Below are 24114 nucleotides of genomic sequence, written 5' to 3'. Positions count from 1 at the left end.
AATAGGTTTACGTGATAAAAAAATAAATTTATGAATAGGTAAAATTATTTTTAAAATTTACTTGTTTGCGTTATAATAGCGTAGCAATACATAAAGACAGTAACTGTGTTAACTTAATTTGTTACCGAATGTATACCATAAACATATTGTCTATATTTTATAATCGTATTGCTAATTATTAATTACGAAAGGGGGAAACTCCATATGAACGCAAAAGAATCTAAATTCAAATTAATGAAAAAAGAACAAGCAAAAATGATTTCAAAGAAAATCAAAAATACTAAAGGACTTGTTGTTGCTGAATATCGTGGACTTTCTGTTGCTGAATTAACAGAATTACGTGTTGAAGCTAAAAAAGCTGGCGTTGAGTTAGTTGTTTTCAAAAACCGTATTTTCAAATATGCACTTAAAGATACAGATTTTGAAGCTTTAGGAAACCACTTAGTTGGACCTAACATTTATGCTTTCAGCAATGAGGATGAATTAGCTGCCGCTAAAGTATTAAGTCAATTTGCTAAAACAAATAAATTATTAGTACTTAAAGCTGGTATTTTCGAAGGAAAAGTTATCGATGCTAAAGGTGTTGCTGAAGTTGCTACATTACCAAACTATGAAGAAGCACTTGGTATACTTGCACGTTCACTTATCGCTCCTCTACAACAACTATCCCTTTCTTTAAAACTATATAGTGAAAAAGAAAGCGAATAGTAATTCAAACAACAATTTAATCGAAAGGAAACAATAAAATGGCTAAATTAGAAAAAGATACATTTATTTCTGCTTTAAAAGAAATGTCAATTAAAGAAGTTATGGAATTAGTTCAAGCAATGAAAGATGAATTTGGTATTGACCCTTCAGCAGTTGCTGTTGCTGCAGCACCTGCAGCTGGCGAAGCTAAAGAAGAAAAATCATCAGTTAACGTTGTTATTACTGCTGACAATGGTAAAAAATTACCAATCGTTAAAGTAGTTAAAGAACTATTAGGATTAGCACTAATGGATGCAAACAAATTAGTTTCAACATTACCTGCTGTAGTTAAAGAAAACGTTACAATGAACGAAGCTGAAGAACTAAAAGCAAAACTTGAAGAAGCTGGCGCATCAGTTGAATTCAAATAATTTCTATAACAAGAATAATATTTTATAAGAGACCATTTTGGTCTTTTATTTTATTTTTTCAATTATCTAATAGGGTAAAAAGAAAAAAAAGGTGTGATTTTTTTGTGGTAATAGTCCCTTAAAATTTTCACATTTTGACCGATACACTATAAATAAGCAGATAAATAATTAGTAAAATTATTACAAATAAATAAATATCGAAAAGAATTCATGAGGAGGCAAACATGAAAAAAATAGCAATTAACGGATTTGGACGTATCGGACGTCTAACATTACGTCATTTATTAGAAACAAAAGAAAACGACATTGAAGTTGTAGCCGTAAACGATTTAACAGCACCTGAAATGCTAGCTCATTTACTTAAATACGATACAGCTTTTGGACCATTATCAAATGATATTAAAGTTGAAAACGGATCTATTTGAGTAGACGGCAAAGAAATTAAAGTATTTGCTGAAAAAGATCCCGAAAATCTACCTTGAGGCGAATTAGGAATTGACATCGTTCTTGAATGTACTGGTTTCTTTGTAAAAAGAAATCTATCGGAAAAACACTTAACTGCAGGTGCTAAAAAAGTTTTAATTTCAGCTCCAGCTGGTTCAGATGTTAAAACCGTTGTTTACAACGTAAACCACGAAACACTAAATGCTGAAGACACTATTGTTTCAGCAGCATCATGTACTACTAACTGTTTAGCGCCAGTTGTTAAAGTTTTAGTTGATAACTTTGGTGTTAAAAATGGATTTATGACAACAGTTCACTCATTCACAGGAGACCAAATGTTACAAGATGGCCCACACAGAAAAGGTGATTTACGTAGAGCTCGTGCAGCAGGACAAAATATTGTTCCTTCATCAACAGGCGCAGCGAAAGCAATCGGCTTGGTAGTTCCTGAAGCTTCTGGAATTTTAGATGGTTTTGCTTTACGTGTTCCAACAATTACTGGATCATTCGTTGATTTATCAGTTCAATTGGAAAAACAACCAACTGTTGAAGAAATTAATGCTGCATTTGAAAAAGCAGCTAACGAAACATTGAAATACAATACAGACTTAATTGTTTCATCAGATGTTATTGGTTCACACTTCGGTTCTATTTTTGACTCAACATTAACAAAAGTTAAAGAAGCTAATGGTGAAAAAATTTACAAAATTTTCGCATGATACGATAATGAAATGTCTTATGTATCACAATTAGTTAGAGTTACAAAATTAATGGCAAGTTTTAAATAATCTTTTTACGAGTGCTCAGCACTCGTTTTTTTATTTATTCATTCATTTAAAAATGTTCAATTAATATTTCAAAAATTTATCAGTTTAAGGTTATCTTTTTTTAACAATTTTATAGATATAGGAATAACAACAATGTTTAGTGTATCCTTATTGTTGTTTCAGAATATTGAGCGATTATTTTTAATATCTAAATTGTATTTATTACCGATTTTACAGTGTAATGCAACAATTTTATTTTCTATTGGTTTGCTATAAAGGATGCATTCGCTTTGTTCATATGCACTTGGTTTGTCAAACCCTTTTTTGATTTTAAAATTTGCAAAAAAACCTTTATCTTTGAAGTGGGAAGTAATTCAATTAATTGCCAAAATTTTCTTCAACACAATACGTTTTTTGTTTTTGGTCAATAATTGATTGATGTTGCTGTAACACATCCTGTTAAAATAAACATCGCTAATAAATTCATTTAGTTTGTAATTATTTTTAATTTTATTTTTAATTTTTGATAAACCTAACGAGTGAAATATAAAATTTTTGTTTCAGACAACTTCAATTCGTATTTGATAATTAATTAACTTGTTTGGTCAACTCATAAAACTAATTGATTTTGTTTTAATAAAAGTTGCAAAATAAGAAATAAGAATAGATTTAAATGTGTTGTTATTTATTTGCATATTATTTATTCGCCAATAAGTATGTATAAATAAAAAAACGCAAAAAATTGATATTTTTACTGAAAAAATTCAATACTTCTAAATTAAATATATAATAATCATATATATTAGGAGGTCGTATGATTAGATATTACTCGACATTTAGAAATGATAGATTCGTTCTTAAAGCAATTAATAAACAACAAGCTGAAAAATTGAACGATAAAATATCTCAAAAACACGGAAAAATTACTGAATTTACGGATACCAAAATCGCTTACATTTTCATTGAAAAAGAATTAAATTATTCAGAATTGGTAAAATTAATTGATCGAAACATCGTTACAGGTTATAGAGATTATCAAATTGAATTAATAACATTTACAAACAGTATTTTGGATATGGAAGCGGTAATTAAAGCTTTTTATTCAAGAGTATTTTTATATGAAGCTGTTTTATTCAATAAGAAAAAAGAAGCACCAGAAAAGAGACAATTTACTTTTCTTTTCCCCGATGCTTCATATGTTGACATTGCTCATAAATGCGCAACAATTGCGTTAAATAAAAACTCAGCAAGAAACTTACAAATAATGCCCGAAAACTTCTGTAATTCAGAAAAATTAGCTGACTTCATTGCAGACGAATTCAGTCAAAATAAAGATTTGGAAATTACAGTATTAAATAAAAAACAAATTTCCGATTTAAACATGGGATTGCTATTGTCTGTAAACAAAGGTTCCACATTTGCTCCAAGAGTAGTTGTAATTGAATATAACGGAGATCCTAATTCTGATGAAAAAGTAGTATTTGTTGGAAAGGGAATAACATTTGATACTGGCGGGATGAATACAAAAGGATATCACATGGAGGGCATGAAGTTTGATATGTCTGGTTCAGTTATTGCGGCTTACGCAGTTAAGGCTGCTGCTGAATTAAAGATTAAAAAGAATGTTTCAGCCGTAATGTGCATTACTGATAATCGTCAAGACGGTGACGCTTCTTTACCAGAAAATGTTTATGAATCAATGGCTGGAATTTCTGTAGAAGTAACCGACACAGACGCCGAAGGACGTCTAGTTCTTGCTGATGGATTATATTATGCAGCAACAAAACTGAACGCAACATCATTAGTTGATGTTGCGACATTAACAGGCGCATGTGTCAGTGCTTTAGGACATGAATATTCAGCAATTTATTCAACAGATGAGGAAAATTGAGATATTTTCAACACTGCTGCTAATAACGCTAAGGAAAAAGTTTGAAGAATGCCAATGCATGAAGATTTCCATGAACCAAACACTGCAAGCTTAGTTGCTGATTTGAATAACTACAATAACGACGAGACGTCGGATCACAATACAGCCGCAATGTTCTTAAAACAATTTACTAATAATGTTCCTTATATTCACTGCGATATTGCGGGTACTGCTGATTTAAAAGGAAAACCTTTAGGGGCTTTATTGGATACTCTGGTTGAATTTGCAATTTTAAAATAAAAAACACGTTTCCGTGTTTTAACTTGAATAATCATTTTAGCTCAAGTTTTACACTCCTTAATCGGAGTGTTTTATTTTTGCAAATATTTATTAATAAAATCCGCAATTCAATCTTCATTTGATGTTTTGTTTGAAACAAATGTAGTAGCATTCAAGGCATTTTCCATTGAATTTAAAGGCGCACATGATAATGCTGTTACTTCGAATGTTGGGGCATCATTGTTTGCATCTCCAAATGAAACAGTTCGATTTAAATCGATGTTATATTTGTTAACAATCGATTCTAACGCTTTAGCTTTTGAACTGGGTTCACCAACATCAAAGAAGTTTTTTTGAGTTTGTACACCGACTAATGATTTAAATTCTTTGACGTAATCGGCAAAATTTAAAATGTCTTGTTGTTGGTGGGCATCGAATGTTACTAAAATTTTACAAATTGTCTTTCCTTTTAAAAATTCTCGACCTGGATTTAAAGCTCAGTGCTCGGGTTTCATCATTTTTGAATAATCACGTGATTTGAAGTCTTCAGAATTTTCGACATTTACTCCGACAAGGCCATTATTTCAAAACACATAGTAACCTAAATTTAATTCTTCGCATTTATCCATCAATAATTTAGCGTCATAATCTTTAATATTAAAGTTTGAAATCATCTCCATTGTTTGATGGTCGTACACCATACCGCCATTTGCACATAAGAAAGGTAAGTTGTATGGTATTAGTTTAAGATAATTTTCAAGCATAAATATAGCTCTACCAGTTGCAATGCAAATATTTTTGCCCAATGCTCTTAGTTCATTTAGTTTATCAAGATTAGTAGGCACGATATTTTTTTTAGAATCAAGCAATGTTCCATCCATATCAAAAACAAAAGTATCAAAATCCTTGATGTCTAGTTTTTGAGTCCTGAATGAAACGAATTCGTTAACATTGTTAATTTTAACGATTATTTCTTCTTTAGTAGTCTTGTTGTGAAATCTAAATAAAGGTATTAAACTTAACTCAGAATCATTTTTTATTTCAACTAGATTATAAAATTCATTTTTAGTAAGTCTTAAATCTTTTTTAAAAGAAATAAATTTCTCATTACTTAAATTAATATTTTTTTTCATATTTTTTTGTCTCCGTATATTACTTATTTTATTACTTTTTCGCACCTTATTAACTGTTTTGAGACTATTTTATAGGACATATTTCGCGCTTGTAAAATATTAAAAAAAATTTTAATAAATACTTTGAAGGGTGTTTTGATATGGTATAATAATCTTGCTTTTTAAACGAAAAGCGTACCAGCGGAGAAGTAGCTCAGCTTGGTAGAGCGCTTGGTTTGGGACCAAGTGGTCGCAGGTTCAAATCCTGTCTTCTTCACCATTGGGGGATTAGCTCATTTGGCTAGAGCACCTGCCTTGCACGCAGGGGGTGGTGGGTTCGAATCCCATATCCTCCACCATTATGGCGTTGTAGCTCAGTTGGTTAGAGCGTCCGGTTCATACCCGGAAGGTCAAGAGTTCGACTCTCTTCGACGCTACCATTATATGGAATTATCTAACTGTTATGGACCTATAGCTCAACGGTTAGAGCAACCGGCTCATAACCGGTCGGTTACCGGTTCGAATCCAGTTAGGTCCACCATGGGTGATTACCCAAGTCCGGCTGAAGGGACTAGTCTTGAAAACTAGCAGGGGCTTCACGGCCCGCGGGGGTTCAAATCCCTCATCACCCGCCATTTGCCTTAAATGGCACCCTATTTACAAAAAAAATATCACATCGCGGAGTGGAGAAGCTCGGTATCTCGCAGGGCTCATAACCCTGAGGTCGTTGGTTCAAGTCCAACCTCCGCCACCAAATGGTCCAGTGGTAAAGTGGTTTAATACGCCTCCCTGTCACGGAGGAGATCGCGGGTTCAATCCCCGTCTGGACCGCCATGTTGGCTCTGTAGCTCAGTAGGTAGAGCAACGGATTGAAGCTCCGTGTGTCGCTGGTTCGATTCCTGCCGGAGCCACCATATGATGAAAATCGCCCCCAAGTAGGGCTTTTTTTTCGCGATTTCCTTTAAAAACATAAAATTTATGCCTCCAAAACCTTTAGCTAAGTCCGCCAAAGGTTTTTTATTTTTATTAAATTGGAGGGATTTTCACATCTTTGTTATATGATTAAAATATTATTAAGGAGTTTAATTATGCAAAAAACAAAGTTTATTTTTACAACAGGTGGAGTATTAAGTGGATTGGGAAAGGGAGTTACAGCAGCAAGCGTAGGTAATTTATTAAAGGCTCAAGGGTTCAATATTTTTGTTTTGAAGCTTGACCCATATTTAAACATTGATCCTGGAGTCATGAATCCGATGGAACATGGAGAAGTATATGTAACTAGCGATGGTGGAGAAACTGACTTAGACTTAGGCCACTATGAGAGATTTATAGATGTTAAACTAACTAAAGAATCTAACTTTACAACCGGACGTATTTTCACTAGAATTTTTGAAAAAGAAAGAAAGGGAGAATATGGCGGAAAAACAGTTCAAATTGTGCCCCATGTAATTGACGAAATAATTGACATTATAGTGTCATTAGCAAAAAATAAGAAACCAGATTTCATGCTGATTGAAATTGGTGGTACTGTAGGAGATTTGGAGTCAAACCCCTACATATATGCGATAAGTAAATTCGCCAGTTTATACAAAAAACAAACAATGTTTGCGCATTTAGCTTTTGTGCCATTTTTAACCGCTTCAAAAGAATATAAATCTAAACCGAGTCAAGTATCAATTGCTTCTCTTCGTTCATTTGGTATAAACCCTGATTTGTTATTGTTGCGTTCACAAGGAGATGTTGATTTATCAATAATAAAAAAAGTTAGTGAAAATGCTTTTTTAAAACCCGAAAACGTTATTAATATTCCTGATAAAGCAAACATTTATGAAATTCCATTATTTTTAGAAAAATCAGGAATCATCGAAATTATTTTTAAACACTTTAATATTAGAAAACCAATTCTTCAAAATGCAAATAATGAATGGAATGAATTCATAAAAAAATATTTATCAAAGCGACAAAAACCAGTTAATTTGTTATTAGTTGGTAAATATACTGGTCTTGAAGATGCATATTTATCCATCATTTCTTCTTTAAAAATTGCTGCTGCTCATTTAAATGTAAAATTAAATTATGAATTAGTTGATTCTGAACAAATAACAGATGAAAATATTGAAACAATGTTTAGCAATGTTGATGGTGTCATGATTCTTCCCGGTTTTGGTGTTAGAGGGTTCTATTCTAAGGTTAATGTAGCAGAATATACACGGAAGAATTTAATTCCAACTTTAGGTATTTGTTTAGGATTTCAAGCTATGGCAGTCGCACAAGCTAGAAGATTAGGAATAAAAAATCCTACAAGTAAAGAGTTTGCTGATAAAAAAATCAAACAAAATTTTGTGTTAACTCCGTTTTACGAAAATGGTGACACAATGAAATTGGGCGGAACTTTAAGATTAGGCGAAGATAAAATTATTGCTTTACCAAATTCTTTAGCACAAAAAATTTATGGTCAAGAAATTTTTTATGAAAGACATAGACATAGATACGAAATCGCTGATAAATATCGTCATTCGCTAGAAGACGATGAATTCATTTTTAGCGGAATACATCCGGAGTTAAAAGTTGCCGAAATTTGCGAAGTTAAAAATCACCCTTTTTATTTAGGTGTTCAATATCACCCTGAATTTACAACCAGAGTCTTAAAATCAAATCCTTTGTTTAATGAATTCTTAAATGCAACTTGGTTAAATAAATCATCAAAATAATTAATTTATTGAAACATTGCGTTGCAATGTTTTTTAAATTTGATTTTTTCTAAATGTAGAATGGTCAAAGATTAAAAAAAATGAAAAAAATGTGGAAAATATATTAATAATTATGTATTTTAAAAGCTATTTTATTGTCTAAATGCAATAAGTATATAATTTACGTAATTCATTTTTAAGGATGTATATTTGAAATAAAATAATCATTTAAATCATTATTCGATTGAGAAAGTTAATTTTGTTTAATATTTTTTTGCTTTTTAAAATTTAATAATGGTTAAAGGATTTGAGAGGAGTAAAAAAAATGAAGAAAATGAAATTATTATTAATAGGAAGTGGAATAGTAGCAATTTCAACCCCGACACTTGCTGCTGCTTGTTCTTCAAACGAAAACAAAGATTCAAACTTTGAATTAAAAATTGCTAATGTGGATGCAAAAGAAATTCATAGTGTTTATGCAAGCTCAATAAAAAAAGAGGAAATAAAGGTTGTATCATTAGACGAAAACGATACAAAAATCAATGAATCAGTAAAACTTATTAACGTTATGTCAGATGATAGTACTGGTAAATTATCTGTTAAATTTAGTTTTGTTGATAAATCAAATAAGAGAGTCGAAAAAATAATTTCGATTGAAGGTTTCAAAATATTAAATGCTAACGAAATCAATGAAAAAGCTAAAAATGTTAATTTTAGTATAAAAAATATTGAACAAGAAAACCTTCAATACGAAATTGCTTCTGATTTTGGAAAAGATAATGTTCAAGCGACAAATTGCGATATTAATGAATACGATTTGCATATTATTTCAGTAATTGCTGATAATCAAGAAGGAAAACTTTTAGTTAAATATTTATTGAAAATTAAAGACACAGATATTAAATCTAATGTAAATGAATTTGCAATTGAAGGTTTTAAAAAATCTAATTTAAAAGTTGTTTCAGGCAACGAAAATATGAAAAAATTACTAGAAAAGTTAGAGTTCAAACATAAATTAGATAATAATTACCGTTCATATATTAGTTCAAAGATTGATAAAAATATGTTTTATGAATTATTTGATGAAAAAGGTAATATTGATAATAAAGTAGAAATAACTATACCATTTGATAGTTTAATTATCAAAAAAAGTGATGATAAACTTGGTACATTAACAATTAAATATGATGCAATTGTTAAGGACTTAGGAAATAATTTGGTTGAACGTTTTTCTGAAGTTGAAAAAACATTTGATTGTTTCAATAAATACACTTCAAAAAAAGATATGATCAATTACTTAACAAATAAGGCAAAATTCGAAATATCTAAAACTAATACTGAAATTAACACTGTGTATTTAGAAGATATTAAAGAATTCAATTCCGACTATATTATCACTGTCAAAAATGACCCTGACAGTGATATTGCCCTACCAATTGACACATTGAATGAAGTATTTGCATTAGAAGTAACATCAATCGATGGAGATTATAATGGTAATTTAACCTTTAGCTTCGGAATTACAAATATTTATGACTACAATATTGATGATCTGAATATTGAATCAAGACCATTTGGATACAAACCTGGATTAAGCATTCAAAATGTAGTAAATAGATTAACATTAGATCTTAAAGATAAATCTACAAAGAATGTTTTTGATTATTTAAACGAACACAAAGATAATCTAAAGGATCAATTAATCATTAAGATTGATGATAAAAGTGAAGAAGAAAGTAAAGAATTATTAGATAAGTATGGTGTAAAAGTCAATTCTGTAGAAGTTGATTCTAAAAATCTTAAGGAAGGAAATCTTAATTTAAATATTTCTCTCGCTAAGGATTCATCTTTTGGGGAGTCAACTGAACAAGATTATATCCACCGTGTTAATATTGATGGATTTACTAAAATTGACAAGTTTAATGATCAACAATTAGAAAGTATATTAAGCGGATTCATGTTTAGTGTTAGTGACAAATCGTATTATAGTGATTATGTCAATAACGAAGCTAAACGTAATGCAGTAATTATTACTGTTGATGGTTTAGCAGGAATTAGTGAATCATCATTAGAATCATTAGGCATTGGTGTTAATAAATTAATTGCTAATGAAAAAACTTCTATTGGCAAAATCACTAATTATGTTACATATAATTGAGACAATTCACAAAGAAAAATAACTGCTTCGGTAAAATATAATGCTGCTGATGGTAGTATTAAAACATATTCATGATCAATTCAACTTAAAGAAGGCGATTTTGAGACTGACGCAGAAAAAATGATTCAAGAATTGAGAATACAGATTCCAACTGATAAACCAGCTTGAATGCTTACTGAAAAAGATATCAAAATGAATGAATGGACTAGTGAAAAAGAATTTAGTTCATTGCCTGGGGCAACGCTACAAGAAAATAAACATAATTTTTTCACAATTGGTTATGTAAAAACCAATACTAAAAACACAGCTAAGAAATATCAAGAATCTCTAAAACTATACAAAGAAGGAAAAATGCCTTTAGTATTCAGTTTTAGATTACCTGATCAAACCATAAGAAAATATATTAAAGTTTACGAAGGTTTGAAATATGAAGAAATTAAATCTATTCTTGATGTTGCTAAAGAAGGTAAATTATTTGTAGTTGATAAATTAGTATCTGATTATGTTAAAGAAATTAATGAACTTAAAGAGTTTGCAAAGGACAAAGGAGTTAATAAACCTTTTGGATACATAAAATTCAAAAATAATAATTTCACATATGGCACAAATAGCAAAAACGCAAATAATAAAATGAGTTATTTAAAATTAAATGGAATGTTTTTAGACAATTATAAAAATGAGGTAATTCCTCATGTTAAAGCTGACGGTAACCGAAAAGCTCCTTATTTAGAAAAAAATTCTGATGGCAATATTGTTATCAAATTTAAATTGCGTTCAGATAACTCAAACCCTCAACAAGTATTTGAAATAGTTTTAAATTAATATGAATAAAGTTTTTAAACTAAATGTTTTAGCTATTTCGCTTTTAGCTTCTTCAAGCATTTTTTGCGCTGCTAAATGTGATAATAAAAATACTAATAATTCATATCTTGAAAAGATTGCCTCTAGGTTAGTCATAGAGCCGACAGAATTAATAGATTTTAAATCAACTGATACTGAAAATGTCATTTCTAAATTAAATGTTGAAAATTTACCATTAGGTTATGAGATTTCTTATATTGAGGTTAAACCAAACGGAAGCGTAATTTACTCACTACGTAAAACCGGTTCAGACCAAGAACCACAGACTTTCGAATACAAAATTAAAGCAGATGCTGTTGCTGTTGATAAAAAAACAAGACTAGTTTATAAAAAAGATTCTTATTATAGTTCATTAGAAGGCCTAAACGGTAAAGAACTTTTTGATGAGTTATTTAAGTTGCAACAATCCAAAATAAGAGGTATTAAGACGTACGCCTACCTATACAACGTTTACAAAGACGCTTTTTTAGACAAATACTACGAAAAAGATAATACCATTTTAGATATTTATTCAGAAAATCCTAAAGGTAAAGACCCTTATTACTTCACTTACGAGTTTCACGAAGGAAAAGATGCCGACGGTAACAGTGAGAAAAGTCCTTCAAAATCAAATGAAAAATGAAAAGAGGAAATTGAAGAAGGTTGAAAATACAACAGAGAACACATTGTGCCTCAGTCTTGGTTTGGCAAGGTTGAACCAACAAGAAACGATGCTCATTTTATATTTCCAACTGACAAGATTGTTAATCGCAATAGAGGAAATTATCCACACTATTTCGTCAAAAATCCAACTTGAATCAGTCGGAATGGTACTAAGGTCGACAAAACAAACAGAATTTGTGAACCGATAGATGAATTTAAAGGTGATGTAGCCCGTGCTTATTTCTATTTTGTCGTTACACATAATAATTCTATTTCTAATGATTTATTTGAAAATAGTTTCCCATACATAACTAAAAAGTATCTAGAAGTTTATAAAAAGTGGTCTAATCAAGACGCCGTTGATTCATTTGATGTAGATAGAAATAATGTGATAGCCAGACATTATAATGGACTACGCAATCCATTTAGCGATTACCCTGAGCTTATCGATTTAATATGATTTAAATCTGATTCTAAATTTCACAACAAAGGAATAGCTATTGCTGTTAAATAAACCGCAAAAAAGAGTGAGCATTTCTCACTTTTTTTGATATTGAAGCGAATGTTCTATATAATATTAAAACTTAATATAAAATTATATTAATTATATATACGAAATAAGGAGCACCATGTCGGAAAAAAATTACAAAGACACTTTAAATATGCCTAAAACTGATTTTGAAATGCGGGCAAATTTAACAAAGAAAGAACCTCAATTTAGACAATTATGACTAGATAATCAAATTTACAAAAAAGTATTAGAAAAAAATAAAGGTAACCAGCCTTTCATTTTACATGATGGACCTCCATATGCAAATGGTAATTTACATATTGGACACTCATTGAATAAAATACTAAAAGACATAATTATTCGTTATAAATCAATGAATGGTTTCTATACACCATTTGTTCCCGGATGAGATACTCATGGTTTGCCAATTGAACATAAAATGTTGCAGGAAGCTCATTTATCACAAAATGAATTATCTCCAGTTGAGTTGCGTAAGCGTGCTAAAGAATATGCTTTAAGTCAAGTAAAAATTCAAATGGAACAATTTAAATCAATGCAACTTTTAACTGATTTTGAGAAAGTTTATATTACTCTTGAACCGCATTTTGTTGCGCAACAACTCAAATTATTCAAGAAAATGGTAATCGATGGTTTGGTTTATAAAGGACTAAAACCAGTTTATTGATCTCCCTCATCACAATCAGCATTAGCTGAGGCAGAAGTTGAATATAAAGATATTGATAGCCCTAGTTTATATGTTGCGTTTGAAGTTTCTAAACCTTCAGGATCTAAATTGAAAAAAGGCGATAGATTAGTTATTTGGACAACTACTCCATGAACATTGCTTGCAAACTCTGGAGTTGCAATAGGTGAAAAATTTGCCTATTCGATCGTTGAATTCGAAAATAAAAGATACGTTATAGCGTCTGATTTAGTTCAAAAAGTATCTGGAACATTTGGATGAAAAAAATGCAAAATTGTTGATGAATTAAAGGCAAACGAAATTGTTGATTCATTATATACAAGTCCATTAAACAATAATCCAAGTCCAGTTGTAATTGGCCACCATGTTACATTGGAATCTGGTTCAGGTTTGGTTCATATGGCTCCATTATTTGGAGAAGATGACTTCTTGATTGGACAGAAACATTCATTAAATATGATTATGCATATTGCAGATGATGGAAAAATTAATAAATTAGGTGGTTCGTATGAAGGTCAATTTTATTCAAAGGCCGATAAATTGATTATTGAAGAGTTATCAAATAAAGGTTTAGTTTTAAAATCAGGCACTATTAATCACTCATATCCACACGATTGAAGAACTCATAAACCAATTCTTTTCAGAGGTACTCCTCAATGGTTTGTTTCTATTGAAAAAATCAAAGATAAAATTCTAACTCAACTTGAAACAGTTAATACTTATCCAGAGTGAGCTAAGAAAAGATTGAGCAATATGATTTCTAACCATAATGATTGAACAATTTCACGTCAAAGAACGTGAGGGGTACCTTTGATTATTTTTTACGATAAAGACCTAAAACCTGTATTTGACGAAAAAATATTTGACCACGTTATTGAGTTAATTGAAAAATTCGGGCCAAATATTTGATGAGAAAAAGATGCTGATGAATTATTACCAAAAGAGTTCAAAAATTTAGGTTTTACTAAAGAAATGGATATTATGGATGTTTGATTTGATTCGGGTTCTACTTCTATTGCTGTAGAAATTGATGAAAACATTAAGCCACCATATGACCTTTATCTTGAGGGTAGCGACCAATATCGTGGTTGATTCAACTCATCATTAATAAATTCAGTTGCCTACAATTCAGTTGCTCCTTACAAAAACTTAATTTCACATGGATTTGTGCTAGACGGTAAGGGCGAAAAAATGTCCAAATCTAAAGGAAATACAGTTGACCCGTTAAAAGTAATTGAAAAACACGGTGCAGACATTTTACGTTTTTGAGTTGCTAATAGTGAATACACAAACGATATAACTATCTCAGATTCAATATTGAATCAGAACTCAGATTCGTACAGAAAAATAAGAAACACCATTAAATTTATGCTAGGTAATTTAGATGGTTTCAAATATGATCAAACATTGCCAAGAAAAGGTGTTCACGAATTTATTAAAGAACAATTAGAGCAAGTAAGAGCCAGTGTATTGAAATCATTTGATGAATATAAGTTCATTAACGGTATCAAGCTAATCAATAATTATGTTATTGAATTGTCTAGTTTCTATTTAAACTTCACTAAAGACATTTTATATGTTGAAGAATTCGATTCAGTTAATAGATTAATGACATTAACAAACTTTTATGAAATACTTGAATTTTTAATTACCATTCTAGCCCCAATAATGCCTACAACTTCAGAGGATGCTTATACTTTTTTACCTAAAGAAAATAAACAAATTTCAGTACATTTAGAAACAATTGCTAGAGAAAAAGAAGTTGATGAAGAAGTAATTAAACAATGGGATGAATTCTTTGAATTAAGAGATAAAGTTAATTTAGCTATTGAAAACACTATTAAAGAAGGTCTAATTAAACGTAGTAATGAAGTTAAATTGACATTAAAACCAGAATCAGAATTTATTGAATCCTTAGACTTAAAACAATTATTGATGGTTGGTATTGTTGAATTTGGCGATGAATTCAAAATCGAAACATTTGATTCTGCGAAATGTCAACGCTGTTGAAATCATTTCTTGCCAGCACAAATAATCGATGATTTATGTCCACTTTGTGTCAAAGTAATGAGTAGCAAGGAAAAAAATGAGTAAAGAATTCAATGGCAATGACTATAAACCAAAACCCACTTGAGACGAAAGAAGACAAAATTTTAAATCAAAATTCACAGAATTTAAAAATTATTTAAAAGATAAATGGGTGAATCATAAAAAACAAATATTAATTAACTATTTAATATTCACAATACTTTTTATTATTTTATTAGCTATTGACCAAATAACCAAAGGCGCACTGTTTAAATGGGCTGATTTCGCTAACTATAAAGGCGATAAAACAGTAATTTATGAAGGCGCAATAATTGGAGTAAGATCCGTTGAACACTATGGAGTCACGGTGCTTCCGTGAGAAAATAAGGCAACAATTATAATTATTCAAATATTGAGTATTATCATGTTTTTAGCTTTATTAACTGTGCCGTTTTTTACAGAATCAAAGACTATTGTGGTAATGATGGCTTTATTGTGTGCAGGTTCAATTGGAAATATGTTAGATCGCTTCATGTGGGCTGGCCATGTTAAAGATATTTTCTTCTGTACCTTTTTAGAAAAGTGACAAGGAAAAGAAATTGGAACATTTAACTTTGCTGATGTTGTTTTAGTTGGTGGTTGCATAGGTTTATTGATTTATTTTGTAGTATCTTTAATTGCAGAATACGTAAGCGAAGAAAAAGAAAAAAATAATGCTTCATTAACAGCTGATGCAGATCAAGATAATAAAAATTCTGATACTGACGATTTAAACGAAAAATAATATTAAAAGCAGCCAAATTCGGCTGCTTTTAATATTAAGATAATGAAAAATACTCGTTACCGAGTATTTACCGAGTATTAAACATGTCTTTTTAGATTAAAGTATGTTTTTTCACCATCGAATTTGCTTGTTTCGCCTAATTCATCTTCGATTTCTAATAGACGGTTGTATTTTGCAATTCTATCTGTTCTTGATAATGAACCTGTTTTGATTTGTCCTGTGTTTAAAGCGACCGCTAAGTCGGCAATTGTTGTGTCTTCAGTTTCACCTGAACGGTGTGAAACCACACAAGTAAATCCAGCTTTGTGAGCTAATTCCATTGTGTCTAATGTTTCAGATAATGAACCAATTTGGTTTAGTTTAATTAGAATTGAGTTCATAACGTCTTTTTTAATAGCTTCTCTTAAAATTTCTTGGTTTGTAACTGTTAAGTCATCACCAACAATTTGAAGTCTATCGCCTAAACGTTGTTTCATTAGTTTGAAGCCATCTCAATCGCTTTCTGCTAAACCATCTTCAATTGAAATAATTGGATATGTATTTACTAATTTTTCATAGTAATCTACAAGTTCTTCAGTAGTGTATTCTAATTTAACATCTTGTAAGTGGTCAAAGCCATTACGTTTTTCATCGATAGCTTGTTTTAGTTTTTTGAAAACATATTTTTTTGATTTTTCATCGTAGAATTCACTAGCGGCTGGGTCCATTGCTATTGCAACAGCCTTTTCTCCTGAAGTAGCTGGAACAAGTCCGGCTGCTTTAATAGCTTGCACCATGTAGTCAAGAACTTCTTCGTGCGATTTTAAGTTTGGAGCATATCCACCTTCATCACCAACAGTTGTACCGTGTTCTTTTTTCAATAATTTACCTAAGTTATGGAATACTTTGTTAGCCATTTGTAATGCTTCTCTAAATGTTTTAGCCCCAACAGGCATAATCATAAATTCTTGCATATCAACTGTGTTTGATGAGTGAGCACCACCGTTCATAACATTTAACATTGGAACAGGTAGTGTTCTTGCGTTAGTACCACCAATGTATCTGTATAAAGGTAATCCAGCTTCTTCAGCAGCAGCACGAGCAACAGCTAATGAAACTCCTAAAATAGCGTTAGCACCTAAATTTGTTTTGTTTTTTGTGCCATCTAATTTAATCATCGTCATATCAATTAGTCTTTGTTCGCTAACTTCAAGACCGATTAATTCTGGTGCAATGATTTCGTTTGTGTTAGTTACGGCTTTCATAACACCTTTGCCACCGAATCAGTTATCTTTAAATTCAGGGAATGCTGCATCTCTTAATTCACAGGCCTCTCTTGTACCTGTTGAAGCACCTGAAGGTACCATAGCAACACCTTGTGCTCCTAATTCTGTTGTAACCTTAACAGCGATTGTTGGGTTACCTCTTGAGTCAAGAATCTCTCTTGCGTAAATATCTATAATTTTTGACATATATACTCTCCTATTTTATTTTTATTACTTCTATGTTATTTAAAATTATATTACTTTCAAATTTTTCCAAATTATTTAGTTCATTTTCTAATTTAATAACATCTTCTAAACGTGGTTTAGTGACTGGCTCTTTTGGAGCGAACATTTCGCACGTTTCATTTGCTTTTTCAATGCTTATTTCGTAGGTTCCGATTTGTTTTGCAATATTTATTGTTTCTACCTTGTCTTTTGTTAATAAAGGACGTAAAACTAATTTTGAACTAGATTGATTGATAACAGATAGCGATTCTAATGTCTGTGAAGCAACTTGACCAAGATTTTCACCATTTGAAAGAGCTATAAAATGAAGTTTGTCTGCTAAACTGGATGCAATTCTATAAAAACTTCTTCTTAACAATGTTATTTTAAATGCTTGATTTGATACAAGTGCAATGTAATTCAAAATATTTGAATAATCACACAAATAAAACATACTTTTGCATTGATAGTTGTTTAATTGAGCAATTAATCTTTTCATTTTATCGATTGTTTTTTCATCGGTTTGTGGCGGAGAAACAAATGAAAGAAAATGCACCTCTAAGCCACGTTTCATTAATTCAAAGGCAGCTACTGGTGAGTCAATACCCCCACTCATCAAGTGCAATGCACGACCCGAAATTCCAACTGGTAGTCCGCCAAGTCCTGGCGTAGCGTCTTGAAAAATAAATGTTGATTTATCTCTGACCTCTACAAAAATTGTTTGATCTGGATTGTGCACGTCAACACTGATATTAGGGTGGTTTTTAAGAATAAAACCGCCTAATTGCATATTAATATCTTGGCTAGAAAGCTCAAAATTTTTGTTTGAACGTCTGGCCGAGATTTTGAATGTTTTAGAATTAGAATCAATCATTTTGTTAGCAAAATCATAAATTTGCTCAATTTTATTTTCGCATTCCACAACTGGACTATAAGAACTTATACCAAAAATATATTTCAATTTATCCATATTGTGTTGCGAATATGAAAGATACATACGGTCGAATTTAGCATCTGGTCGTTCGCCAACAATGTTTGAAATATTGCGAGCTAAAACATCTATAAAGTTTTGTCTATTTTTGCCTTTAAGAGTTAGTTCTCCGTAACGTATTAATATCTTAGTGAACATCTAATTTCTCCCTTCTAATTAAGTCTTTAATCAATTGGAACGCATCTTTGTATTGTTTATTTTGGATTTTTTCAAGACTTATTTTAATCAGCGAATCAATATCTTCATTGTTCAATCTGTATATTGATATTGAGTTAATTAAATCCAGAGCCATAAATTTATATGTTTGAGCATAATAAACCAATTTACACAATTCTAGCAGTCTATCGGTAAAAATCGTTAGCTGGTTTTCGTCGATTGTTGATTTCAATGTGAAACTTTCATTCAGATTGATTAATTGTGTAATTGCCTTTTCATTTGTTGAATTCATCTCTAATAAATCTTTATTTGAGATAACATACAAGTACCATATTCGTAAAATATTTAAATAGTATTGTTGATAGCGTTTACTTTCTTCGGCATCATTATATTGTTTGATTAAATAGTTAAACTTATTTATTCAATCAATCATTGAATTGATAAATGCGTCAATATCTAAGTAAGATACATTTGCATCGCCATTTGTTAAAGCCGTTTTAATTTTTGCAAAATCTTGTTTTAAATTTACGAAATTAGCAATTATTTGAGTTTTTTCGTTTTGTTTGTACTCATCTGTAATTAAAACAAAATTATTAGCAATTAATTCAATTTTATTTAGATTTTGGTCAATTAATGAGATATTATTACCAATAAAATTTGACAATTCTTGCTTGGTTTTTAATTGGGAAGTCAAAACACTGTAATGATATAATCAAGCACGAATTTTAGAGATTGTTGTTTGGTAAGTTTCTTTAATAAAATCATCTTGAATTTTAACTAAATCACCATTCAGTTTTGTGTAATTAGCATTACTTTGGTCTAATTGTTTGATTTGATTCAAACATTCAGGAAGATAATTAAAACTCAATCATTCCATATTAACCAAATGACTGACTTTTTCGGCAAAAATTCTTACCTTTCGGTCATGTTCGTTTAGATCTTTGGACACATCTTGAATTGCCTTACTACTTCTTTGAGCTTCTAGATATGAGGTTTTTTTTCTCAATTCTTTTAGTTCATTAATTAAAGAATTATAGGAAATTGGTAATTTATCTTTACTTTCATTGATTATCTGTTCAAGTGTTTTAATTACTTCATAGGCATTAACTGCCACTACTTCGATAGTGTTTCAATGTTTATTTAGCGAATCACTTAACCCGCTGAACTGTTGATTCAAATTATTGTAGTCTTTAAAAATGTTGGATGCTTTTTTGTGTAATGTTTTAGCTTCATTCAAATTGTACTTTGTAATTGTTTCATGCAAATTCTGCAATAATGGGTTAATTTCTTTAGTTAAATCACACATTTTCGAGTACATATTATTTAGTCTGTTTTTCAAATCGAGGTAATTAGTCATTGTTGTCGACAATGTTCTAAATCTGTCAATAGTAGCAGAGTTATTATAGTTTGAACTTTTGATTGTCTGAGATCATTTTTTCAGATGTTCGTTGAAATAAGAAAGTTTTGTTTTGCGAATTGTTAGGTAAATCAAGAAACCTTCAAGGAGCAAAGCGAATGAGAAAATTAGTATTGAAATAGTTAAGATAATTATTTTTTTATATTCCATAATTATTAATTATATATAAACTATTTAATATTAATATTATTTATTAAACTATGTACTTTAAAAAAATATTTTGAACTATGTACCAACAAGAAAATACAAGAATTTCTATAGCTTTGCTAATTAAATTTTGTAATTTTCTTTAATTGTGAATAAAAAAATCTGATTGCTCAGATTTTTATAAGTGCACTGGATTATTAATTGTTACGTGAGTTGATACTTTTGTAACCTTCGACGATTTTATCTTTGTAGAAACCACACATTTCACAAACTTTGTGTTGTTGTGTTAGGTTAGTACAGTTTTTACATGCCACTAGGTTTTGTACAACTAAAGCGTCATGAGTACGTCTCTTATGTTTACGTTGTTTCGAAGTTTTACGTTTTGGAACTATAGCCATGATTCCTCCTTTAAATATTTATAAGATCTTATTATTTATTTAAAATAACGTAAAGTTATTATAAGACAAAACAACAAAAAGAAAAGTAAAAAACATAATAATAAAATTATTTGTTAATAAAAATTTAATGTATCATATATAACGAATAACATAAAGAGTTGCCTAGCTTGACAGCAGTGAGGCATGCCAACCCCAATTTTGGAAGGTGGAAAGTCAGGGAGAGATTTCTTCAACATGTGAATCTTTTTAAACTTAACTCTTTGTTTTATTTAACGCAAAGGAGTTTTTTATTTATGAAAAATATTAATCAAAAGATTTCTTCCAATAAAGAAAGAAATTTATTTACATCAGAAAGTGTCGGACAAGGACACCCAGACAAAATATGTGATCAAATATCTGATCGTATCCTAGATGCTTATTTAGAACAAGATTCAAACGCCAGAGTAGCGATTGAAACAATGGCAACGGGCAATATTGTTTTAATAGCTGGCGAAGTTAGTTCTAATGCCAAAGTTGATGCTATATCAATAGCAAAATCAATATTTGATAAACTAGATTATCCAACTGTTAACATTAAATTCATAACAGACATTAAACAACAAAGCCCAGATATTAGCAGGGGCGTTGTTTTATCAGATGAAGAAATCGGCGCGGGGGATCAAGGTATTATGTTCGGTTATGCTTGCAACGAAACAAGCAATTACATGCCTCTAGGTATTACTTTGGCTCACGAATTAGTAAAATTTGCAGATAAATTACGTCAAATCGGGCAATTTAAATGAGCAAAAGCTGATATGAAAAGTCAAGTAACTGTTGAATATGATGATGAAGGTAAAATACTGGATGTGGACACAGTTTTAATGTCAATTCAACATGATGAAAATTATAATGATACTGAATTTAAAGAATTTATCATTAACAATATAATTTCAGTAGTTTTGGAAAAATATAATTTAAAATTACCTAATAAAATATTGATAAATCCTACTGGTCGCTTTGTTATTGGTGGTCCAATAGGAGATACTGGCTTAACTGGCAGAAAAATTATTGTTGATACCTATGGTGGATATGGACGCCACGGTGGTGGTGCATTTTCTGGGAAAGATTCAACAAAAGTTGATAGAAGCGCGGCCTATGCTTGCCGTTGAATTGCCAAAAATATTGTAGCAACCAAAAAACTGTGCAACTGAATTGAAATCCAAGTATCATACGCAATTGGTGTGGCTAAACCTGTATCAATTAATGTTAAAACTGATGGCAATCGAAATGTTGAATTAATTAAAAATATAATTACCAATATTTTTGATTTACGTCCACAAGCAATCATTAAGGAATTGAATTTGCGAAAACCTATTTTTGGTGATACTAGCTATTTTGGTCACTTTGGTCGGGACGATTTAGATTTACCTTGAGAGAGAACAAACAAGGTTAAAGACATTGAAACATATTTAAAACATAATGGTTTTTAAAGATTTCTTTATGGTATAATAAGCGACAGACAACGTTAAATCATGAATCAAGTCTATGATTAGCTATATACATTCAGCAAATCAATTCAAAAGGAGCAAAAATGAGAAAAATTGTTAGATTAAAAAATAAAGAACGTGCTGCAAAAAGACTACACAAATTGCAAAAAGAACAAGCAAGAGACGAACGTAGAGCAGCTAAAGCACAAGCTTAATTAGAACTTTATTCATATTATTATTCGGCACTTAAAAAAGCCAATCAATAAAAAATATCGCATTAATCTGCGATATTTTCTTTATTCATGTGAAATCGTTATTTTGAATTCCCCCATTGGGTGATCATTAATACTGAACATTTCATACTGAAAATAAGCTTCCTTATCACCAACAACGCATTTATCCATCATTGTTTTAAGAATAATGTCGTTTTTTTCTAAATGTATTTTAGAGCCATTGTGACATTTCAAGAGTCTTAATTGAAGGGTTGCATTATTTGTAATTACATTTACGCTTTTAGGGTTGATTTCAATACGCGTCGGTTGTTTGCTTTGAGGATCGTGAAATTCATAAACATCATATTCAAATTCTATATTTTCGAAAGGATGTTTAATTAATTCTTTTGAGTATTTCGCGTCTGCCTCAAATTCGGCTTTTTGGTCTTGACCTTCTTGCTTATATAGTGAGCAAAATTTTATTTTCATAAACTCAATCTTTCAACCACAACATTACGGCCGTAAAGAAAAATTGCTTTAGCTAATTCTGGTCCATGTTCAGCAAAAGTAGTGGCTTTTCTTATTGGCATAAACAATTTTTTTCCGCCAATTCCTAGTTTGTCTTTGGTATTATTGATAGCTAATTGTATATTTTCAACTGTAAAATCAACATTTTCAATTTGATTAACGAATTCGTTAATTACTGCTAATTCTTGTTCATTGAATACAAAGTCAGTAGTTTTTGCTGGATTTTTGTATGAATTTAAGTGATTATTTAGTTCGCTTATAGTCCCGACGCTTTCTTTAAATGTTTCAATAAATAATTTAACTCAAAGATCGTTAATGTCCTGATTCAATTTTGAGGCAATTTCGGTATTGTCAATATTTTTAAAGTATTGTTTTGAGAATCAATGCATTTTAATGATGTCAAATTTTGAAGGCGATTTAGAAAGTCTCTGTGGGTCGAATTTAGCAATGATTTCTTCTTTTGTCATTACTTCGCTTGCGTCATCGGCTGTTCATCCTAACAATGTTAAAAAGTTAAACACTGCTTCTGGTACATAACCTTCATTGCGGTAATCTTCGATGAATTGTTTAAGAGATGTATCTCTCTTTGATAATTTTTTGCCCTCCATATTAGTAATCACTGTTAAATGACCAAAAGTAGGGGCTTGTCAACCTAAAGCATTGTAAATAACTAATTGTTTAGGAGTATTTGTTATGTGTTCTTCGCCACGCAAAACGTGTGTTATTGACATATCGTGGTCGTCAACGACTACTGCAAAGTTATATGTTGGATAACCATCAGATTTAAAAATTACTCAGTCCCCGATATCTGAAGAATCGAAACTAATAGGACCTCTAACAATATCATCTCAACTAAGTTGAACATTTTTAGGCATTTTTAATCTGATTGAATACTCGCCTGCTTCATCTCTTTTGATTTTTTCTTCATCAGAGATTTTTAATCAATTAACATCATATTTAAATGATGGAATACCTTTCGCTTCGCTTTCAGCGTGTTGTTGCTCAAGTTCTTCGGAATTATCGTATGCTTTATAAGCTAATCCACGATCTAGTAATTCCTGAGCAATTTCCTTGTATCTATCAAGTTTTTCACTTTGGCGATATTTGCCGCAATTTGGATTGGGCTTAAATGGACTTTCGTCAGGAATAATACCTAATCAAGCCAAATTTTCTAGTTGACTTTTTTCTCCGTCAATAACGTTTCTTTTAATATCCGTATCTTCAAGACGGAAAATAAATTCTCCATTAAAATGTTTTGCAAATAAATAGCAAAACAATGCTGTTCTTGCACCTCCGATATGTAGATATCCTGTAGGACTTGGTGCGTATCTTGTTCTAATTTTCTTCATAATTACTCCTATTA

The 24114-nt window shown here is 30.6% G+C and carries 18 protein-coding genes and 8 tRNA genes; 18 read left to right on the top strand and 8 right to left on the bottom strand.

The window, feature by feature from the left end; all coding sequences use genetic code 4:
- Positions 1 to 204: 204 nt before the first annotated feature.
- The 3 genes from rplJ (at position 205) to gap (ending at position 2350) form a co-directional block, all read left to right on the top strand.
- Complete coding sequence (gene rplJ / locus HLA87_RS01205) at positions 205 to 708, top strand: 50S ribosomal protein L10 (RefSeq protein WP_171111120.1); 504 nt, start codon at positions 205 to 207, stop codon at positions 706 to 708.
- A 38-nt stretch (positions 709 to 746) separates the two neighbouring features.
- A complete protein-coding gene (gene rplL, locus HLA87_RS01200; protein ID WP_171111118.1) occupies positions 747 to 1118 on the top strand; it encodes a 50S ribosomal protein L7/L12 in 372 nt (123 codons plus the stop codon).
- A 224-nt stretch (positions 1119 to 1342) separates the two neighbouring features.
- Entirely contained in the window at positions 1343 to 2350 is a 1008-nt protein-coding gene (gap, locus tag HLA87_RS01195) for a type I glyceraldehyde-3-phosphate dehydrogenase (RefSeq protein ID WP_171111116.1), read from the top strand.
- A gap of 5 nt (positions 2351 to 2355) precedes the next feature.
- Here the strand turns inward: gap and HLA87_RS01190 are convergent, their stop codons facing one another.
- Positions 2356 to 3024, bottom strand: coding sequence for a hypothetical protein (locus HLA87_RS01190; RefSeq protein ID WP_171111114.1), 669 nt, complete (start codon positions 3022 to 3024; stop codon positions 2356 to 2358).
- Between the two features lie 119 nt (positions 3025 to 3143).
- Between HLA87_RS01190 and HLA87_RS01185 the strand changes: the two genes are divergently transcribed.
- Positions 3144 to 4499 carry a M17 family metallopeptidase gene (locus HLA87_RS01185; protein WP_171111112.1) on the top strand — a complete coding sequence of 452 codons (1356 nt, stop codon included), beginning with the start codon at positions 3144 to 3146 and terminating at the stop codon, positions 4497 to 4499.
- A gap of 71 nt (positions 4500 to 4570) precedes the next feature.
- On the opposite strand, the gene HLA87_RS01180 is transcribed toward HLA87_RS01185, so the two are convergent.
- Positions 4571 to 5611: a Cof-type HAD-IIB family hydrolase gene (locus HLA87_RS01180; protein WP_171111110.1), complete on the bottom strand. Its 1041-nt coding sequence runs from the start codon at positions 5609 to 5611 to the stop codon at positions 4571 to 4573.
- A 182-nt stretch (positions 5612 to 5793) separates the two neighbouring features.
- Here HLA87_RS01180 and HLA87_RS01175 point away from each other — a divergent pair.
- The 13 genes from HLA87_RS01175 to HLA87_RS01115 all read left to right on the top strand — a co-directional run bounded on the left by HLA87_RS01175 (position 5794) and on the right by HLA87_RS01115 (position 15967).
- A tRNA-Pro gene (locus HLA87_RS01175) sits at positions 5794 to 5870 on the top strand.
- A gap of 2 nt (positions 5871 to 5872) precedes the next feature.
- Positions 5873 to 5949, top strand: a tRNA-Ala gene (locus tag HLA87_RS01170).
- A 4-nt stretch (positions 5950 to 5953) separates the two neighbouring features.
- Positions 5954 to 6030 (top strand) — tRNA-Met (locus tag HLA87_RS01165).
- Positions 6031 to 6055: 25 nt separating this feature from the next.
- Positions 6056 to 6131, top strand: a tRNA-Ile gene (locus tag HLA87_RS01160).
- Between the two features lies 1 nt (position 6132).
- Positions 6133 to 6225, top strand: a tRNA-Ser gene (locus tag HLA87_RS01155).
- A gap of 42 nt (positions 6226 to 6267) precedes the next feature.
- Positions 6268 to 6344, top strand: a tRNA-Met gene (locus HLA87_RS01150).
- Positions 6345 to 6347: 3 nt separating this feature from the next.
- Positions 6348 to 6424 (top strand) — tRNA-Asp (locus HLA87_RS01145).
- A gap of 4 nt (positions 6425 to 6428) precedes the next feature.
- Positions 6429 to 6504: transfer RNA gene (locus HLA87_RS01140), tRNA-Phe, on the top strand.
- A gap of 174 nt (positions 6505 to 6678) precedes the next feature.
- Entirely contained in the window at positions 6679 to 8301 is a 1623-nt protein-coding gene (locus tag HLA87_RS01135; RefSeq protein WP_237022750.1) for a CTP synthase, read from the top strand.
- A gap of 304 nt (positions 8302 to 8605) precedes the next feature.
- The gene (locus HLA87_RS01130; RefSeq protein ID WP_171111105.1) at positions 8606 to 11260 is read left to right on the top strand and encodes a hypothetical protein; all 2655 of its coding nucleotides are present in this window, start codon (positions 8606 to 8608) and stop codon (positions 11258 to 11260) included.
- Between the two features lies 1 nt (position 11261).
- The gene (locus HLA87_RS01125) at positions 11262 to 12455 is read left to right on the top strand and encodes an endonuclease (protein ID WP_171111103.1); all 1194 of its coding nucleotides are present in this window, start codon (positions 11262 to 11264) and stop codon (positions 12453 to 12455) included.
- 115 nt (positions 12456 to 12570) lie between these two features.
- A complete protein-coding gene (gene ileS, locus HLA87_RS01120) occupies positions 12571 to 15249 on the top strand; it encodes an isoleucine--tRNA ligase (protein WP_171111101.1) in 2679 nt (892 codons plus the stop codon).
- The gene (locus tag HLA87_RS01115; RefSeq protein WP_171111099.1) at positions 15242 to 15967 is read left to right on the top strand and encodes a signal peptidase II; all 726 of its coding nucleotides are present in this window, start codon (positions 15242 to 15244) and stop codon (positions 15965 to 15967) included. The genes ileS and HLA87_RS01115 overlap by 8 nt, the downstream gene beginning before the upstream one ends.
- A 77-nt stretch (positions 15968 to 16044) precedes the next feature.
- Here the strand turns inward: HLA87_RS01115 and eno are convergent, their stop codons facing one another.
- The 4 genes from eno to rpmF form a co-directional block, all read right to left on the bottom strand.
- A complete protein-coding gene (eno, locus tag HLA87_RS01110) occupies positions 16045 to 17418 on the bottom strand; it encodes a phosphopyruvate hydratase (protein ID WP_171111097.1) in 1374 nt (457 codons plus the stop codon).
- Positions 17419 to 17428: 10 nt separating this feature from the next.
- Positions 17429 to 18565, bottom strand: a complete 1137-nt coding sequence (thiI, locus tag HLA87_RS01105; RefSeq protein WP_171111095.1) for a tRNA uracil 4-sulfurtransferase ThiI — start codon at positions 18563 to 18565, stop codon at positions 17429 to 17431.
- The gene (locus HLA87_RS01100; RefSeq protein ID WP_171111093.1) at positions 18555 to 20150 is read right to left on the bottom strand and encodes a hypothetical protein; all 1596 of its coding nucleotides are present in this window, start codon (positions 20148 to 20150) and stop codon (positions 18555 to 18557) included. Before HLA87_RS01100 ends, thiI begins: the two co-directional genes overlap by 11 nt.
- Before the next feature lie 194 nt (positions 20151 to 20344).
- Positions 20345 to 20545, bottom strand: coding sequence for a 50S ribosomal protein L32 (rpmF, locus tag HLA87_RS01095; RefSeq protein WP_171111091.1), 201 nt, complete (start codon positions 20543 to 20545; stop codon positions 20345 to 20347).
- Positions 20546 to 20838: 293 nt separating this feature from the next.
- Between rpmF and metK the strand changes: the two genes are divergently transcribed.
- Positions 20839 to 22014: a methionine adenosyltransferase gene (gene metK / locus HLA87_RS01090; protein ID WP_171111089.1), complete on the top strand. Its 1176-nt coding sequence runs from the start codon at positions 20839 to 20841 to the stop codon at positions 22012 to 22014.
- Between the two features lie 293 nt (positions 22015 to 22307).
- On the opposite strand, the gene HLA87_RS01085 is transcribed toward metK, so the two are convergent.
- Positions 22308 to 22712 carry a hypothetical protein gene (locus tag HLA87_RS01085; protein ID WP_171111088.1) on the bottom strand — a complete coding sequence of 135 codons (405 nt, stop codon included), beginning with the start codon at positions 22710 to 22712 and terminating at the stop codon, positions 22308 to 22310.
- Positions 22703 to 24100: a glutamate--tRNA ligase gene (gene gltX, locus HLA87_RS01080; RefSeq protein ID WP_171111086.1), complete on the bottom strand. Its 1398-nt coding sequence runs from the start codon at positions 24098 to 24100 to the stop codon at positions 22703 to 22705. Before gltX ends, HLA87_RS01085 begins: the two co-directional genes overlap by 10 nt.
- Between the last annotated feature and the right edge of the window lie 14 nt (positions 24101 to 24114).

The organism is Mycoplasma miroungigenitalium, assembly GCF_013008635.1.
Classification (GTDB): Bacteria; Bacillota_I; Bacilli_A; order Mycoplasmatales; family Metamycoplasmataceae; genus Mycoplasmopsis; species Mycoplasmopsis miroungigenitalium.
Note: the sequence above shows the minus strand (reverse complement) of the source record. Positions and strands in the feature narration are given on the sequence as shown.